Origin of the sequence: Terrimonas pollutisoli (assembly GCF_029360765.1) — a bacterium.
Lineage (GTDB): Bacteria > Bacteroidota > Bacteroidia > Chitinophagales > Chitinophagaceae > Terrimonas_B > Terrimonas_B pollutisoli.
In genome coordinates, this window is sequence record NZ_JARKNA010000027.1 from 20,683 (window position 1) to 36,843 (window position 16,161).

The window sequence follows — 16,161 nt, forward strand, 5'->3', positions numbered from 1 at the left end:
CATTTACATTTTAGGGTTCTGCTAAAACACCACAAACTATTTGTCGGCTCTTTTGAATTTTTCGCTTTCCTGCAGGTTGCCGTACACATCAGTCTTAACGATATACCAGTGCTTTTCATCTTTAAGATTGATAGTAAAGCTCACTTCATCGTCAGAAGATGATTCGGTAACACCTGTTATTTCCTTGCCAGCATATTTCTTTTTCAGTTTAGCAACGATATTTGGCAACAATTCATTTTCTGAATAATAGCGGATAGTTCTTATCAGCTTTCCATCTTCAGAATACTGGGCTCTTATCTGGATAAGGTTTACTTTAAAATTTGCCTGTGCATAATCGTCATACTCGTGCCATCTTACATCCTGGGCCGAGGCAAACGTTTCGTTGAAGGCTTTTAATATTTTGTCATTTACTTTAGAAGGAACCGGGGCGGCTATTGCGACAAATCCTGTCAGCAAGAAGGCCAGGACGAGTACTTGTTTCATGATTATTTGGTTTTGAATGATTAATTGATTAAAGCTGACATAAAACTAAACGGCAGCAGTAGCAAAGGCAAGTGATTATCCATTACTGGTATTCAAACCTGTTGCATGTGAAGTATGTATAAAATCACAAAATGTACCCAAGCCATTTAATGAGGATTTGAAAAACTAATTTGCCGGCATGAAACATGATTTCTTATTTTCAAAAAACAACCCTAAGCAATTGTTAAAGGGATAGAGTGGAGGATGAATGGCAAATCGATTATCGGCAAAACTCTTTATTTATTATTTCCCATCTTTGTAGCTATCCTAAATACTTTTTTAATCAATCATTGATATGAAGCTAGCGACTAAGTTTATTCATGCAGGCGCAGTACCTGATCCTTCTACAGGAGCAATCATGACGCCGATTTATCAAACCTCCACTTATGTACAGGAAGCGCCGGGCAAGAATAAGGGCTTTGAATATGCCCGCAGCCAAAACCCCACCCGAAAGGCATTAGAGGAAGCACTGGCGGCCATTGAGAACGGCAAGTTTGGTTTGGCTTTTAGCAGCGGTGTCGCCGCCACAGATGCTGTCATTAAACTATTGGGACCAGGCGATGAGGTAATTGCAGCCAGCGATATGTATGGCGGCACTTACCGGCTTTTTACAAAAGTGTTCGAAAAATTCGGGATCAAATTTCTATATACCGATACAACCAATACGGGGAACATAAAAAAACTGGTAACCCCACAAACAAAACTCATCTGGTTGGAAACACCAACCAATCCATTGATGAATATAACCGACATTAAAGCAGCAGCGGATATTGCAAAAGAAGCGAAGGCCCTTCTTTGTGTTGACAATACATTTGCATCACCTTATTTACAGAATCCTTTGGATCTTGGCGCCGATATAGTCATGCACTCATCCACTAAATACCTGGGAGGCCATAGCGATGTAATTCAGGGAGCACTGGTAATGAATGATGTTGAGCTAAGAGAAAAATTATATTTTATTCAAAAGAGCTGTGGTGCTGTTCCCGGGCCTATGGACTGCTTCCTTGTTTTGAGAGGTATCAAGACCTTACATGTAAGAATGCAACAGCATTGTTTAAATGGGGAAAAAATTGCCCATTGGTTGCGCAATAATCCGGCAGTCGCAAAAGTATATTGGCCCGGCTTTCAAGACCAGCCTGGTTATGCAATTGCCACGAAACAAATGCGTGGATTTGGCGGAATGATCAGCTTTACGTTAAAAGATGACAGTGTAGAAAATGCTATGCGAGTTTTGTCATCAACGCACCTGTTTTCTTTGGCAGAAAGTCTTGGGGGTGTAGAGTCACTTATCAATCACCCTGCATCCATGACACATGCTTCTATTCCAAGAGAGGAACGGATAAAAAACGGACTGACCGATTCATTGATCCGGTTAAGTGTCGGTATCGAAGACGCGGATGACCTGATAGCAGATTTGGATAGAGCTATTGGTTAAGAAAAAAGGTAAGGACCCGGAGGCCAACAATCTGACTTCTTACCTCTAACCTCCTTTCTTTTTGGCATTGTATCTGCAAAGTATTAGTAGAATTAAAATGCTTTTTGATCATTTAAATTTATTCACTATGCTTTATATTATTGCTGTAATCCTGATAATTGGTTGGCTTCTGGGTTTTTTCGTTTTTTCCGCAGGCGGACTTATTCATATTCTTCTGGTGATTGCGATTATCGCAATATTACTTCGCCTGATCAGAGGTGACAGGCTCGTCTGACAACATAAAGTGGTTTAACTTTATGCATGAATACTACAAACCTGAAAGATTTTTTCGATAAGAAGGTTGATGAATACAATCAACCTTTTTTTATTAAGGATGATCCCGTTTCTATCCCTCACCTGTTTACCAAAAATGCAGACATTGAAATAGCAGGATTTTTTGCAGCTATTTTCGCCTGGGGCAACAGAACTACCATTATTCAAAAATCCCTGGAGTTGTTAAAGAGAATGGACATGCAGCCATACGAATTTTGTCTGAACCATGATTTGGGAGGATTAAAAAGATTGTCTGGATTTAAGCACCGAACGTTTAATGATACTGATCTGCTCTACTTCGTTGAATTCCTGAAATATCATTATAGTAAACAGGATAGCCTTGAATCAGCTTTTACTATGCATGGTGGCAGCATTGAAAAAATGTTAACTGGCTTCCATCATTATTTCTTCTCTCTCGAACATATTCCCAATAGAACAAAGAAACATATTGCCAGTCCTGAAAAAGGTTCAACGTGTAAACGGCTGAATATGTTTTTACGCTGGATGGTTCGCAAAGACAGTAAAGGTGTAGATTTCGGCATTTGGAAAAACATTTCACCTTCGCAGTTGATCTGCCCGATCGACCTGCATGTCGCAAGAGTGGCGAAACGTTTTAACTTATTGCAAAGAAAACAAGTTGACTGGCAAGCAGCTGTTGAATTAACCGGTTATCTGCGTAAATTGGATAAAGATGACCCCGTGAAGTATGATTTTGCGCTTTTCGGTTTAGGGGTAATTGATAAATTTTAACCCAATGTCCGCTGCAGACAAAAATATTATTGCGGCCATCAATTCAACATTTGGCGTAGCATTGCCTGAGAGTATCTCTTTGAATAAATTGAGAGAAGAACTGGCCGCATATATTAATACGCTTGTTCAAAGTGATTTTAACAAATTGGTTCAACTGCTTTACAGGATCGATGTCAATGAAGCAAAATTGAAATCGATGCTAAAACAAAATCCCGGCGCCGATGCAGGGCTGATCATTGCCGACCTTATCATCGAAAGACAAAGACAAAAATTACAGTCCAGGAAATCTTTTACGAAAAAGGATAATGAAATAAACGAAGAAGATAAATGGTAGTTTAATAAAAAAGGAGGATTTGCCTCCTTTTACTAATTTTTTCTTTTTTCAAACATCAGGTCCTTTACTTTTTCTTTGTCCTCTTTTTCCTTTTTAAGATCGAACATAGTTCCAAATACATGGTCCCAAATAGTGGAACTCACGCCAAATCCATTATGCTCGTTTTTATAGTGATGCAGGTGATGATTTCGCCAAAGCCCTTTCATCCACTTGAACGGAGGATTCCATGCATGAATAGCATAATGCATAGTGCCATACATAAGATACCCTAAAATAAAGCCGGGGAAAAACATGAAAGTGTTTTCCCGTATCAATAAATACATCAAACCGAAAATGGCTGAAGCAATGATGATGCTTGGAACCGGCGGCATAAACAAGCGTTGCTTATCTCTTGGATAATGATGGTGATTGCCATGCAAAGTATAAGAGATCTTTTGCGCTACCGGATTTTCACTCACCCAATGGAAAATAAAACGGTGTGCGATGTATTCAAAAAATGACCAGAAAAACATACCTCCCAAAAAAGTTAGGATGACCCTTGACAGGGAATAATCCAATCTTGTATTGCTATAATAAAGCATATAAGCAATAACGGGCAAATACATTCCCCAAATTACCAGGGGATGTGTTTTGGTCAGCATTTCCAGGTAATCGTTTTTAAAGAGGCGTGCCTGGCCTTTGTTATTAATTTTCTCGAAGTGCATGCCGCAAAGATAGGAAAAACCCAATGTGGCGTGTGGCTTTACAAAGCTGCCATACATGATTTTAATCAAGCTTTAAGAGTTGATCAACCGTCTGAAACTGATATCCTTTTGCTTTAAGATATTTTATTAACCCAGGCAATCGTTTATAAAATTTATCGGTACGTGTTGGATCAGTGCCGATATGAAGTAGCAAGATAAAACCCTTGAGACCGGCTGGCTTTTCCAGTTCATAATTAATAATCGACTGATAAATTTCTTCGCTACTCCGGTAATTTCTCATTTCTGGAGTAGTATAGTCAGCATTACTTTTTGTTCCGGGAGTAAAGTTAATCAACTGGAATCCCAAAGTTTTCGTCCATCCACCTATGGCGTCATTATACCATTCATAAGGAGGAAGAAAAAAATGAGCTTTTTCTTTTTTAATGCCGGCCCGGTCCATCTCGTTGTAATTGTCCAGCAGATCTTTTGTAAACTCCTCGTTGGATACAAGTAAACTATCCCTTTTATTCCAATCACAGTACAATAAATGCCTGTCGGAATGAGCACCCAAATAATGCTTTTCATTTTTTAGCTGCTGAACGAACTTCTTAAATAAATTATTACGATAAAAATCTCCGGTAAAGAAAAAAGACGCCCTGACCTTTTCTTTTTTTAATGACTGAATAATATCATCAGCTCCTTCGGCAAACTCATGACCGGTAAAAACAATAGCCAGATTCTTCTTCGCGGTATCTCCGCGAATGATTGCGCCATGAGACCTCCCCCAACCCCTTCCGGTAGAGGGGACTTTGCCAGACTCTGATAATTTGTTACTTAATGATTCTTCGAAAGTCTCTCCGCCTGTGGCGGAAGATTTAGCGGAGGTCACTTCTGCCTCCTTTGCAGCCAGCAAATAAATCAACGAAGCGGTACCATCCATGGTGGGCTCATTGGTACTGTAATCGCCATAATCATCATGATATACAACAAGGTCACTTTGAAATTCGGCATATTCATCCGGGTCACTCAGCCTGATTCCGATCAGGTTTTTATAAATATTTCCATAAACAGGGCCATCAACAAGGCCTCCATCAATCGGGTAATTTTTTAGATGAGTGAATGCTGAATGCGGGTCAACCGATGTATCACCCCATGATGGCAGACCATAAACCATGCTTGTTCCCCAGGGATTGCAGCCAAAGAGCCAGTCAAAATTGGCTTGCTCCAGTTCTGAAAATGTATTATCACCAGTCAACTCCCTGTACCAATAACATTGAATAGCAAACGATACAGTTAAATTATTGCTGCACCAGATAAAAGGAATGCCGCGATAGAAAGCGTTTGCTTTTGCTTTGTTCCAAACCCTTTGAATACCCATCCTATAATAGCCGACAATTGTATCTCTGCGCCAACCTTTTAATTGTTTAGCTAATTCGTAGTGACCAATATTTATGAATGGATACCATTGGTAATGATTAGCTGTGTCAGCGCCAAGCCAAGGTGTGATAGGTTCCTGTCTGGCGTATGCAAATGCATCAATAAGATTGGAGGTTCCCGAATTAGCTACTGTTGCTAATTCAATATCATCAACCCAATTTTCTTCTGCATATATGTAGGGAGACTTTACTGAGGCCGATTGAGTTACTCCTTTTTTCCTCAATGCAAAAATATAGGCTGATAAAGATTTTAGATAAAGGCGTTGACCATATTCGTGATTTTCTTTTTTAAAAATAACTGCTCCCAGTGAGAATGCACTTGAAAATTTACCTGCGGTAGAAGAAGTTCCTTTGGTATTATTCATAAACTTACCTCTCTGCTGCGGCTCCCCACTTACAAAATACACGGGACGTTCATACCCTCTTCCATAAAAGCTGTCCATCTTCGGGATCCGCATACCCATATGATCACGGTCATCGGCTATTTGATTAAACAACCAATCATCTTTCGGGTGCATTTTTAATAACCAATCCAGTCCCCACTTAGCTTCATCCAATACATCGGCCAGTCCATTTTTACCGTCCAGGCCATTCGCCAGTTTTTCATCCGCGAAGACCTGTGGAAAATCCCGGTACGACATCAATAAATGATACGTAGCATTTGCAGACGTGGCGGAATATTGCAAATAATCAGATGCATCATGCCAACCGCCGACAACATCAATTCGTGTGCTGTCTTTTATGCCGGCCTTTTCGCCATACAAAACATAACCATCCCGGGTATGGCAACTATCTTTCAAAAAAGGATTAAACCCTGATCGCTGCTGGCGCATATAACGCAAACAAAAATCAGCGGCGCCTTTATAAACATCTTCTCCGATTTCAAATTCTGGCGATTGGGTACCGCCTGCCTGCAAATAATACCGTCCCGGTTTTTTGAAAAACGAAAAGTTTAGCCGGTAGGTTTGTTTAAATGGTCCATATTCGCCAAACGGGTTTCCAACCTTACCGGAAGTAGCAATTTTTTTTGTGATTGCATCGATCAATTGCCAATTGCTAACACTTCGACTATCGCTCAGTGTCGATTGCTCTTTGCTTCCCCATACAGCTACTTTGACGCCACCGGGAGTATAGCCTAATTGATTAATTCTGATCCAGGCTTTGGGAGCCTGCTTCCTTCCTGTTGTAGTAAATGAAAACAACAAAACAATAAACAACAATCGATACATAACTGATACTTTCAATTGAAAATGGAAAAGTTACACAACTTTGATCATTCCATACAATGCGTTTATTTGCGTGTAGCACCTAATAATAACTAAAAACTTTTCCTTTCTTTGCTGCCAAATTGAATGCTGCTATGAAGCTAGTTACCTACCTTAAAGACAATCACGAGCAACTGGGCGTCTTAATCAACGGGTTTGTCTATGATATGGAAGTGTTACACCCCGACCTCCCCAACAGTATGAATATGTTTTTGACGTATTGGGAAGACTCTTACCCGGTGGCCCAGGCTGGCGCATTGATGCTGCAGGAAGGAACAAGAACAAGCAATAAACGACAATCCATAAACGAAGTGCAACTGTTAGCTCCGGTACCCTTTCCCACTTCCTGCCGCGATGGCTATGCGTTTCGCCAGCATGTAGCAGCTGCCCGCCGCAATCGTAAGGTCGAAATGATCCCGGAGTTTGATCAATACCCGATTTTTTATTTCACCAATCATCACAGCATACAGGGACCCGGCGAGGTTAGGTGCATGCCGGATCATTTTGAAAAACTGGATTTTGAACTGGAGGCAGCCATTGTTATATGCAAACATGGACGAAACATCAGGGCGGAAGAAGCTGATGAATATATCGGCGGGCTGATGATTATGAATGACCTGAGTGCACGGAGACTTCAAATGGAAGAAATGTTGCTGAATCTTGGTCCTGCAAAAGGAAAAGATTTTTCAACAGCAATAGGCCCCTGGCTTGTGACATTAGATGAGCTGCATGAATGGGAAACTCCTGGCAAGGAAAATCACAAAGGCAAAAGCTGGAACTTGAAGATGAAATGTTGGGTAAATGGTCAACAAGTAAGCGAAGGCAATTTGGGCGATATGGATTGGACCTTTGCAGAGATTATTGAACGAGCTTCTTATGGCGTAGATCTGTACCCCGGCGATGTAATTGGTAGCGGTACGGTAGGAACCGGTTGCTTCCTGGAATTAAATGGCACAGGCAAATTAAATGATCCTAATTATATTGAGCAATGGCTGCAGCCAAATGATATTGTTGAAATGGAAATTGATGCATTAGGAAAATTGAGTAACACGATTGTGGCGGAAGACACAGACTGGAGCATATTGAAGCAAAAAAAAGCATAATGGTTTTTGATTTAAAAGATTTAAAACCTGCTGAAAAGCAATATTACCTGCAGCATGTAATTGCTCCCAGGCCTATTTGTTTTGCTTCGACCATCGATAAAGAAGGGAATGTAAATCTCAGCCCCTTCAGCTTTTTTAATCTATTCTCTACCAACCCGCCTATAGTTATTTTTTCACCGGCAAGAAGGATTAGAGACAATACGACCAAGCATACTTTGCAAAATGTGCAGGAAGTTCCTGAAGTGGTGATCAATATCGTTACCTATGACATGGTGCAACAAACTTCATTGGCCAGTTGCGAATACCCGAAATACATAAACGAGTTTAATAAGGCGGGCTTCACGGCAATACCTGCAACTCTTGTAAAACCGCCGATGGTAAAAGAAAGTAAAGTCAACCTGGAATGCAGGGTGCTCGAAATAAAACCGCTGGGAACTGAAGGAGGTGCAGGCAACCTGGTTATATGCGAAGTAATGCGGATGCATATTAATGATAGCTTGCTGGATGCTACTTCGACTACCGCCCAGGGTTTGCCAAAAATAGATCAGCGAAAAATCAATCATGTAGCAAGACTGGGTGCCGATTGGTATTGCCAGGTAAACGAACAAAACCTCTTCCTGATCGAAAAACCCAATACCCAGTTGGGCATTGGCATCGATAGCTTGCCTGAAGCCATCAGGAACAGCAAAATACTTTCAGGCAATGACCTGGGGCAGCTAGCCAATGTACAGGAGCTACCTTCGATTGACCCATCCTTTGATGACGACCATTTAAAACAAATCATCCAGTACTATAATCTTAATCCGGATGAGATGGAAAGAGAGCTTCACCTGCATGCAAAAAAACTATTAAGCAAAGGAAAAGTACAGGATGCATGGCAGGTATTACTAGCCAGTGCCCAGTGATACGGTTAAGATAGAAGAGGTGTGAGCTATATAACGGTTCGTTCGCATTAGCTCTATTAATTTACTTCCCCTTCTAGTCTTTTGAAGATATTTCTCTGTCGGCAACTTTCTTTAAAAAGCTACCAATTCAGATAACGCAATTATGACATATTCTTTGTAACTTATGAAAGAGTAGGTTAATTTAGGAGTGAAGCCATAAACTTCTTAATTAACAACCTTCCTTATTCTGCTTCGCCCCTGTGTTCAACGAATTGTGCCTTTTCTGCATGGTCCTTAATACCCCGTCCAAACTTTGCGTCAGTTTAGTGGATATGCTTTTTGTCACTTGTCATATTCAGAGTAAGAAAAGCCTGTTATAGATTCACCCGATAGCCCTGAAAAAAATTTGCATTTTAGCACAATACTTTCCTGAGTTCCGCACTGGGACACCCAATTCTAAATTTTGAATAACTCCAGCAATTTTATCTGTTCCTCGTTAGGAAGGTGCAGCCTGGATTCCGTGGATTTTGAGATTGGAGCTTCGATTGTGATTTTAAATATCGTGTTGGCAATATCAATGGCTTTTTCCGGTGAGAGGTGGCTTTTTGCGGCTTGTAATTGTCGCTCCAGTTCTTTATAAATTTTATATGCACAAAAGGCAATACAGATATGTGCTTCAATCCTATTGCGGAGCCGGTGATAGATGGGTCGTATGCGTAAATCTGTTTTAGATATCCGGAAGGCCTTCTCAATCTTCCATAAGTGGCCATAGTTTACAATCACTTCCTCTTTGTTCATTTTGGTATTGGTGATGTAGCCCTTTAATCCATCCCATTTTTGGTCGGCATGGTATTTATCGTAGTTGATGCTGATTTGTACATCACCATTGAGCTGGAGGTATTTATTATAACCCCTGTTATTGATATTCTGTTTGGTGAGTTTCCCACGGACGATACTGCGTTCTAGTTTTTGCAGGCCCTTCTTTCTATTGGCTGCGTCTTTCTTTGCTCTTGATTCGGAGTAGCTCACTATCAGTTTGGTATGTTCATCTCTTACCAGCTCTGCGCTCTGCCCGTTTTCCAGCGACAACGCCAACACCTGGCGTTTGATGGAATCTTTTTCATTTTTAATTCGTGCGCCAAGAATATATTCATATTGCTTGCTTTGAAGTTCTTGCAGATTAGCATTGGACAACAAACCGGCATCGGCGATGACTACCAGTTTGTCCAGCTTATACTTTGCTTTAAATACTTCAATGACCGGTAGCATCGTATGACCTTCAAACTTGTTACCTTCAAAAATTTCATAGGCCAATGGATAGCCATCAATGCTTACCAGTAGACCCAACAATATCTGTGGATGTTGATGTTTGCCTTCTTTTGAAAAACCTGTTTTGCGAAGATCATCTTCGTCTTCAATCTCAAAGTACAGGGTGGTGACATCGTAAAAAACAATGCTCAGGTCATTGTTCAACAATTGCAGTGTGTGTTGGTAACTGATTTGCTGAATCGTTTCCTTCTGGCTGTCATTTAGTTTATCGAGGTAGCGGTAGATCTTATCGACTTCAATAGAGATGCCCTTGTATTTAAACAGGTAGTCCGTGGTTTTGAGTTTGCTCACTGGATTGACCAGTCGTGCAATCACCAAATGCCGGAATAATTCATCTTTGATCTGTGTAAATCCGATCTCCCCAAACAGTTTTCCCAGGACCAATTCCGGGCCAACCAATTGAATCTGTTTGATGCCTTTGAAAAACAAATCTACAATCTGCTTCTCCTGTTCAATATCAAAATTGAACAACTGTTGCCCGGTAAGCTTGGGAATAAGCTTCTCTGCCTGTCGGACCAAGTCTGCTATCACGGAAGGATCACTTGAACTACCCATCGTCCTGGCAACACGGTATTTGCCAGAACTCTTATCAATAACCTGGACACTAACTAAACCGCTCTTGTTAGGTTTCTTGCGAACAAACATCTCCAAAATTAGGACTGGGACACCCAAAATGGAGGCATCGACTCAATAGCAGCAAGGGTTTCAAAAGAAAACTCTCAATTTTTCAAAAAAGTGCGGAAGTCAGGAAAGAGTAGGTTAATTTAGGAGTGAAGCCATAAACTTCTTAATTAACAACCTTCCTTATTCTGCTTCGCCCCTGTGTTCAACGAATTGTGCCTTTTCTGCATGGTCCTTAATACCCCGTCCAAACTTTGCGTCAGTTTAGTGGATATGCTTTTTGTCACTTGTCATATTCAGAGTAAGAAAAGCCTGTTATAGATTCACCCGATAGCCCTGAAAAAAATTTGCATTTTAGCACAATACTTTTATTGTTACTGGCATTTTCTGTTTTCTCCCAGGAGATAGTTAAAAACCGGGAATATTTTTCTGCCAAAAGCAAACGACAGCGAAGCGGCGCCAGGATAATGCTGATTGGAGGAGCGGCACTTGTCGGCGCCGGATTTTTAATTGGCGACCGGAAAGAATCTTCTTTTGATGATGCCGCTACCGGTGTTATTATAGGCGGCGGCGGCGTATTGCTTATGATTGGCAGCGAACCGGTCTTTATTGCATCTTCAAAAAATAAAAGAAAAGCTATGTCTCTTTCATTTAAAAATGTACCTATTCCGCAAATAAAAAACAGCAGTATGGTATACCAATCCATGCCTGCTGTTTCAATTCAATTGAACTTATAATTATTTTCCTCCAAACACTTTTTTCAAAATATCACTTGTCCTGGCCAATGGGTTAGCCCTGATATTCGCTTCTTCTTTGGCCACCTGGTCAAACAAAGCATCAACCGCCTTGCCTACAACAAATGAAGTAAGATCGGGGTCTACTTTTTTGAAAGTTGTGGGAAATTTATTGTAGCTAGTTACAATATCATCGTAGTATTTTGTGGCTTCTACTTTGTCCAATGAAGTTTGAACAGAAGGAGTAAATGCTGCGATCAATTTTTGAGAAGTCTTTTGTTTGAAATATTGCGTTGCCGCATCTTTATTTCCTTTTACAATATTCAAAGCATCCGTCAGTGTCATCTCTTTAATCGCATCCACAAAAATGGGTTTTGCAAAAGCCACTGCATCTTCAGCACCCCTATTAATGGCAAGAATGGCCTTATCTACCTGCGCACCCATACCCGCACTTCTCAGCGTGGTCTCTATTTTTTTCGCATCGGGTGGCAGCAGCATTTTATAGATTTCGCTGCCAAAAAAGCCATCGGTTTTATTCAGGTTCAACACGGCATTGGTTACCCCCTGTGTTAAAGCTTCTTTTATTCCCTGGCCGGCTTCGGCTTCGGTAACTCCTGAGCCGGTAACCTTTGAAAGTATTTTTGGCAATTTTATTTGTGAAAAAGAAGTGGCCGGTAAAATGGCCATCGTTAAAAACAGAGAAACAAAACAGATTTTCGTTTTCATTTGATATTTTTTATTGTTTTTAGCTCCCGAGGCTATCGGGAGAATTCGCCAAAGAATCATTCCGTTTGTAAGAAGCTATTTTTTGGCTCATTTCATCAGTATTAGTTTAAAAATTGAGGATCAAAATAGTGGCAGAAACCCGTATTTCCAACCATCACCATTTTCTTTGACGATAGTTTAAGACTTTTAGTGTGCTGGCGGGTAAAATTTCTTGCAGGAAGCACTGTTTCAAACGGATTTCCCTGTTTTTTCAATAAAGCGTCAAATATTCAGCGCTTCTTTTCTTCGGCTGATCCGCTCCCGGATAATGCGGAAGAACTTGGATCTCTCCTTTTCACTGACAGCGCTGATGAGGGTGGAACGCTTCATCTGGTTTTGAAGATGATTATAGAGATTTTCATTAAAAGCTATATCTCTTGACAGCATGAAATTGATAGTGCTGTGTGTTATATAGGAAAACTTTAATCCATCCGCTGTTATCAACATAGTATTGTCGCCAAGCAACACTTCATTAAAATACATTCTGAACCGTGCCATCGGTTTTTTCTCAGGATCATTATAATAGAATTTATAACCCAACGCTGCCTGTTCTTCCAGATGATTCCATAATTTTTCAACCGCCTCGTACAGCGCATAAGCATCCCGGTCCGATTGAAATACATGCCCGTCGAGATAAAAATCTATTTGCCGGAAGATTATGCTCATGCTTTCAATATTCCAGATCTCAACGCTGGGTATTTGCTTGTAGAGAGTAAGCACTTTTTGATCAATAGCAAACAATTCGTCGGGGTAATCTGTAACGCTGAATTTTTTTCTTTCAAACTCGGGAAACTGGAAATACGTTTTCAGCCAGAAAAACCATTTGAAAGCGGCTATTTCACGCAAAACAAAATGATGAAATATCGGCATATCCTTGCAGGAGTAATAAAATTCTTTTTCCTTAAAACTGTTGATATACGCCACGTTCTGCAGCAGGCTGGTCATATATTCTTCAAACCGGAATGTTTTTTTATCAAGGTACTGTCCCTGGAACTGGATCGTACCATTGTTTATACTCATCAATTGATCCAGCGAAATGCGATAGTGAATGGCAATTTTATAAAGTTCCTCAAACGTAATTAGCTTTTCACCCCTCATCCGGCGATAGGCACTGTCAGTGCTTATTTCCAGTAATCCTGCTACTTCATCAGCAATAGATGCATCGGCCGGCAATTTCCTTTTAATGGCCTGGAAAATCAGTTGCTGTAGTTCCTGTACGTTCATACTACCGGTTTTGAGTTAAAGATTCTTTTTCCGTTCGTTAATCTTATTCAGCATGATGCCAAAAAATATGTTACGCTGTTTTTCGCTTGTTTCACTGATAATGGTTGATCTTTTCATCAGGTTTCGCAAATCCCCGTGGCAATAATTGCAGAATGCCTGGTCACGGGTAAAAATATAATTCAACCCATCATAGTTGAGAAAAACAGTTTTGGTATTATCTGTTTCCACCATGATCGTATTATCGCCCAGCAGTACACGGTTAAAGAAGAAGGTTAAATTATTCTTTTTCATCTCCCGGCTTTCATCCGGCATAAACTTACTGCCGTATTCTACCTGGTTTTTCAGGTGAAGGAATGTTGCTTCCAGCGATTCATACACCAGCTTTATATCGGAAGCCGATGAAAAATACCCCGAGTCTTTATAAAACTCTATTTGCGAAATGGCTGCATTAACACATTCCGTATTCCAGATCTCGGTTGAAGGTACGCTGTTATAAAGCCTGCTTAATTCCTGGCTAAGTTCTATGATCTGTTTTGAAACACAATTCATAGTAAAATCTTTTCCACTGAAATCAGGATGCTGAATGATCGTTTTCATCCAAAAGAAGTAACGAAAGGCAAGCAGTGGCTCATAATAGAAATTATGAAAAATGGGCATGTCTTTGGTCCGGTAGACGATCTCTTTATGAATAAAACTGCTGATGTATATCATTTGTTTCAGCAATTCTTTGAGATACTGTTCGTAGGTATAGGTTTGGGTATTCACACGAACATTCTGAAAAAGGGTGGAGCCTCCCTGCACGTTTAAAATATGATCCAGCGACAATTTGAAGTAATTACAAAGTTCCCTGGCTTCGTCCAGAACAATCGGTGTTTCGCCCCGGATACGGCGGTAGGCGCTGTCGCTGCTGATATGAAGTATTTCGGCCACGGAATCAACTACGGCTATATGCGGAGGCAAAAGCTCCTTGATCCGCTGGAAAAGAAATTCCTGAGATGGATAGTTAGCCATGGTTGGTGGTTGAGAGGCCAGTTTGCAAAAGCTGCAGAGCCTTTACAGAAAGTTAGACCAATTTATCAAAAACTGCAAATGCCCGGAACCGGGGCAATGTATCAGTTTGCAATTACTTATTCCACAAAGCCGTAAAGAACAGTAAGAAATACTTTGTGATCTCTGTGTCTCTTTGTGTGGGAGACTGAGACACTATCCAAACCCGGCAGTTGCAAAAGTTGCAAGTCAAAGAAACGTTAAGACAAAATTCAATTATATACCCGCTTTGTGGTATAGTAATTTGGCAGTAACAAAAACAAAACATTATGAAACCCGAAATAAACAACCAGGAAATACTGCTTTTTATAGACAGCCGTTTCTGCAGCCGGGAATTTTGCAGCCGCGATACCAAATTGCAGGGACTAAACCTGAACCTTCACAGGGAACAATTGGAAAATGCCTGCTGGGCAGGAATGCTTTTCGAAATGCTTCCCGAATTGAAAGATGCCTGTCCGTTCGGCAACAAAGTTCTTATCTGGGATATTCATTCAGCCGGACATCTTCTGCTGGTAAACCAGGGCCACAGCCCTCAGCCCGTTGAAAAGCCATTTTCCCTGGACCCTTATCTTTTTTTGGATGATGTAAGAAGCAATTGATCCCTTGCGTTTTAGCTATCTTTTGCATCCGCCGGCGATTGCAAATTGGCAGTTGGATGTTCTCAATTGGTATCCGGCCTCGTCACCTGTTTGCAAATGCAGTGCGGTTAGCGACTAATAAGTGAGAACCCGGATGAAAATGAGTCGTTTGCCATAAAAGAGAGATTTATTTGAATTGGTAAATTTTAATACTCAGCAATATGGTTTCAGCTACTGAAATAAAACCCGCTGTCATTTTGCAGCCCTATGTTCGGTGTTATGCACTTCGTGTATTCAATACCGGGGAATCGGTTTTGCAAAAACCATTACATGCATTGAATGAGTGCTATATGACATTCTTTTTAAAGGATAAATTTTGTTATTCGATTGAAGAGAACGGTAGGAAGAAAAAAGTCTCCGACAACGTTTATTTTCTATCTACCCAGTCGGCAGGTTGTGGCTACTTTAAAGGAGATTTTATTTTGTTTAATATCGAATTTAAAGCCAATGGTTTTTTTGCTGTATTTGGCATTCCCCAAAAAATATTAATGAATACTTTTCTACGGGCTGAAGACATTTTCGGAAATGATTATTCTGTAATGAGGGAGCAGTTGGAGTCCTCACAGGATATTGCAGAACTGGGAATGTATATGGACACATACCTGGTAACAAAACTCTTGGCCCAAAAGCATAAACATTACACACCTGTTATTGCAAACGTTGCCAACAATATTTTAAAAAATAATGGGTTAGCGTCCATTGACAGCCTTGCCCTTTATGCAAATATGAGCTTACGGAATTTTGAAAGAAGATTTATTAATGAAGTGGGGATGCCGCCGAAATTATTTATGCGAATCACAAGATTTTATACTGCTCTCCAGGATAAGATGATCGATCCGCAAAAAAGCTGGACCAGTATCTGCTACAACAGAGGCTATTTTGACCAGGCACATTTAATAAAGGAATTCAGGGAGTTTACTTCAAAAGCACCGGAAGAACTTTTCAGAATTACTCCGCTTCTCAAAGAAAGCTTTTCGGAAAAAGTGGAGCTATAAAGTTGTCGTTTATTTACAATCCGGCCTGACCCTGTTAAAATAATTTTGGGTATGAAATGATTTTAGAACATTATCACCGTGATG

The 16,161-nt window shown here is 40.5% G+C and carries 16 protein-coding genes; 9 read left to right on the plus strand and 7 right to left on the minus strand.

All coding sequences use genetic code 11. The features are described from left to right. Positions 1–36: 36 nt before the first annotated feature. A complete protein-coding gene (locus tag P2W73_RS24825; RefSeq protein WP_276504804.1) occupies positions 37–483 on the minus strand; it encodes a hypothetical protein in 447 nt (148 codons plus the stop codon). Between the two features lie 334 nt (positions 484–817). Between P2W73_RS24825 and P2W73_RS24830 the strand changes: the two genes are divergently transcribed. The 4 genes from P2W73_RS24830 (at position 818) to P2W73_RS24845 (ending at position 3,353) form a co-directional block, all read left to right on the plus strand. Beyond that, complete coding sequence (locus P2W73_RS24830; protein ID WP_276504805.1) at positions 818–1,957, plus strand: cystathionine gamma-synthase; 1,140 nt, start codon at positions 818–820, stop codon at positions 1,955–1,957. 127 nt (positions 1,958–2,084) lie between these two features. Further along, entirely contained in the window at positions 2,085–2,231 is a 147-nt protein-coding gene (locus P2W73_RS24835; protein ID WP_276504806.1) for a lmo0937 family membrane protein, read from the plus strand. 26 nt (positions 2,232–2,257) lie between these two features. Further along, positions 2,258–3,019, plus strand: a complete 762-nt coding sequence (locus tag P2W73_RS24840; RefSeq protein ID WP_276504807.1) for a TIGR02757 family protein — start codon at positions 2,258–2,260, stop codon at positions 3,017–3,019. 4 nt (positions 3,020–3,023) lie between these two features. After that, entirely contained in the window at positions 3,024–3,353 is a 330-nt protein-coding gene (locus P2W73_RS24845) for a hypothetical protein (protein ID WP_276504808.1), read from the plus strand. Between the two features lie 32 nt (positions 3,354–3,385). Here the strand turns inward: P2W73_RS24845 and P2W73_RS24850 are convergent, their stop codons facing one another. Both P2W73_RS24850 and P2W73_RS24855 read right to left on the minus strand, forming a co-directional pair. After that, the gene (locus P2W73_RS24850) at positions 3,386–4,126 is read right to left on the minus strand and encodes a sterol desaturase family protein (RefSeq protein WP_276504809.1); all 741 of its coding nucleotides are present in this window, start codon (positions 4,124–4,126) and stop codon (positions 3,386–3,388) included. After that, positions 4,119–6,701, minus strand: a complete 2,583-nt coding sequence (locus P2W73_RS24855; protein WP_276504810.1) for a bifunctional glycoside hydrolase family 9 protein/polysaccharide deacetylase — start codon at positions 6,699–6,701, stop codon at positions 4,119–4,121. The genes P2W73_RS24850 and P2W73_RS24855 overlap by 8 nt, the downstream gene beginning before the upstream one ends. 131 nt (positions 6,702–6,832) lie before the next feature. On the opposite strand from P2W73_RS24855, the gene P2W73_RS24860 reads away from it, so the two are divergent. Next, the gene (locus tag P2W73_RS24860) at positions 6,833–7,840 is read left to right on the plus strand and encodes a fumarylacetoacetate hydrolase family protein (protein ID WP_276504811.1); all 1,008 of its coding nucleotides are present in this window, start codon (positions 6,833–6,835) and stop codon (positions 7,838–7,840) included. Further along, positions 7,840–8,745 carry a flavin reductase family protein gene (locus P2W73_RS24865; RefSeq protein ID WP_276504812.1) on the plus strand — a complete coding sequence of 302 codons (906 nt, stop codon included), beginning with the start codon at positions 7,840–7,842 and terminating at the stop codon, positions 8,743–8,745. Before P2W73_RS24860 ends, P2W73_RS24865 begins: the two co-directional genes overlap by 1 nt. A gap of 435 nt (positions 8,746–9,180) precedes the next feature. Here P2W73_RS24865 and P2W73_RS24870 read toward each other — a convergent pair whose 3' ends face one another. Then, the gene (locus tag P2W73_RS24870; RefSeq protein ID WP_276504813.1) at positions 9,181–10,698 is read right to left on the minus strand and encodes an IS1634 family transposase; all 1,518 of its coding nucleotides are present in this window, start codon (positions 10,696–10,698) and stop codon (positions 9,181–9,183) included. A 323-nt stretch (positions 10,699–11,021) separates the two neighbouring features. Here P2W73_RS24870 and P2W73_RS24875 point away from each other — a divergent pair, with 323 nt between their 5' ends. Next, positions 11,022–11,411 (plus strand): hypothetical protein, encoded by a 390-nt coding sequence (locus P2W73_RS24875; RefSeq protein ID WP_276504814.1) that lies wholly within the window; start codon positions 11,022–11,024, stop codon positions 11,409–11,411. Here the strand turns inward: P2W73_RS24875 and P2W73_RS24880 are convergent, their stop codons facing one another. From P2W73_RS24880 to P2W73_RS24890, 3 genes are all read right to left on the minus strand, one after another. After that, entirely contained in the window at positions 11,412–12,134 is a 723-nt protein-coding gene (locus P2W73_RS24880; RefSeq protein ID WP_276504815.1) for a DUF4197 domain-containing protein, read from the minus strand. A gap of 261 nt (positions 12,135–12,395) precedes the next feature. Further along, positions 12,396–13,397 (minus strand): helix-turn-helix domain-containing protein, encoded by a 1,002-nt coding sequence (locus P2W73_RS24885; protein WP_276504816.1) that lies wholly within the window; start codon positions 13,395–13,397, stop codon positions 12,396–12,398. A gap of 15 nt (positions 13,398–13,412) precedes the next feature. Continuing rightward, a complete protein-coding gene (locus P2W73_RS24890) occupies positions 13,413–14,408 on the minus strand; it encodes a hypothetical protein (protein WP_276504817.1) in 996 nt (331 codons plus the stop codon). A gap of 305 nt (positions 14,409–14,713) precedes the next feature. On the opposite strand from P2W73_RS24890, the gene P2W73_RS24895 reads away from it, so the two are divergent. Both P2W73_RS24895 and P2W73_RS24900 read left to right on the plus strand, forming a co-directional pair. Further along, positions 14,714–15,043 (plus strand): hypothetical protein, encoded by a 330-nt coding sequence (locus P2W73_RS24895; RefSeq protein ID WP_276504818.1) that lies wholly within the window; start codon positions 14,714–14,716, stop codon positions 15,041–15,043. Between the two features lie 200 nt (positions 15,044–15,243). Beyond that, the gene (locus P2W73_RS24900) at positions 15,244–16,077 is read left to right on the plus strand and encodes a helix-turn-helix domain-containing protein (RefSeq protein ID WP_276504819.1); all 834 of its coding nucleotides are present in this window, start codon (positions 15,244–15,246) and stop codon (positions 16,075–16,077) included. Positions 16,078–16,161: the final 84 nt, after the last annotated feature.

Excerpts from the sequence above, each read along its gene's own strand:
- P2W73_RS24825 (WP_276504804.1), bottom strand. The coding sequence starts at position 483 with ATGAAACAAGTACTCGTCCTGGCCTTCTTGCTGACAGGATTTGTCGCA.
- P2W73_RS24830 (WP_276504805.1), top strand. The coding sequence starts at position 818 with ATGAAGCTAGCGACTAAGTTTATTCATGCAGGCGCAGTACCTGATCCT.
- P2W73_RS24835 (WP_276504806.1), top strand. The coding sequence starts at position 2,085 with ATGCTTTATATTATTGCTGTAATCCTGATAATTGGTTGGCTTCTGGGT.
- P2W73_RS24840 (WP_276504807.1), top strand. The coding sequence starts at position 2,258 with ATGAATACTACAAACCTGAAAGATTTTTTCGATAAGAAGGTTGATGAA.
- P2W73_RS24845 (WP_276504808.1), top strand. The coding sequence starts at position 3,024 with ATGTCCGCTGCAGACAAAAATATTATTGCGGCCATCAATTCAACATTT.
- P2W73_RS24855 (WP_276504810.1), bottom strand. The coding sequence starts at position 6,701 with ATGTATCGATTGTTGTTTATTGTTTTGTTGTTTTCATTTACTACAACA.
- P2W73_RS24860 (WP_276504811.1), top strand. The coding sequence starts at position 6,833 with ATGAAGCTAGTTACCTACCTTAAAGACAATCACGAGCAACTGGGCGTC.
- P2W73_RS24865 (WP_276504812.1), top strand. The coding sequence starts at position 7,840 with ATGGTTTTTGATTTAAAAGATTTAAAACCTGCTGAAAAGCAATATTAC.
- P2W73_RS24870 (WP_276504813.1), bottom strand. The coding sequence starts at position 10,698 with ATGTTTGTTCGCAAGAAACCTAACAAGAGCGGTTTAGTTAGTGTCCAG.
- P2W73_RS24880 (WP_276504815.1), bottom strand. The coding sequence starts at position 12,134 with ATGAAAACGAAAATCTGTTTTGTTTCTCTGTTTTTAACGATGGCCATT.
- P2W73_RS24885 (WP_276504816.1), bottom strand. The coding sequence starts at position 13,397 with ATGAACGTACAGGAACTACAGCAACTGATTTTCCAGGCCATTAAAAGG.
- P2W73_RS24890 (WP_276504817.1), bottom strand. The coding sequence starts at position 14,408 with ATGGCTAACTATCCATCTCAGGAATTTCTTTTCCAGCGGATCAAGGAG.
- P2W73_RS24895 (WP_276504818.1), top strand. The coding sequence starts at position 14,714 with ATGAAACCCGAAATAAACAACCAGGAAATACTGCTTTTTATAGACAGC.
- P2W73_RS24900 (WP_276504819.1), top strand. The coding sequence starts at position 15,244 with ATGGTTTCAGCTACTGAAATAAAACCCGCTGTCATTTTGCAGCCCTAT.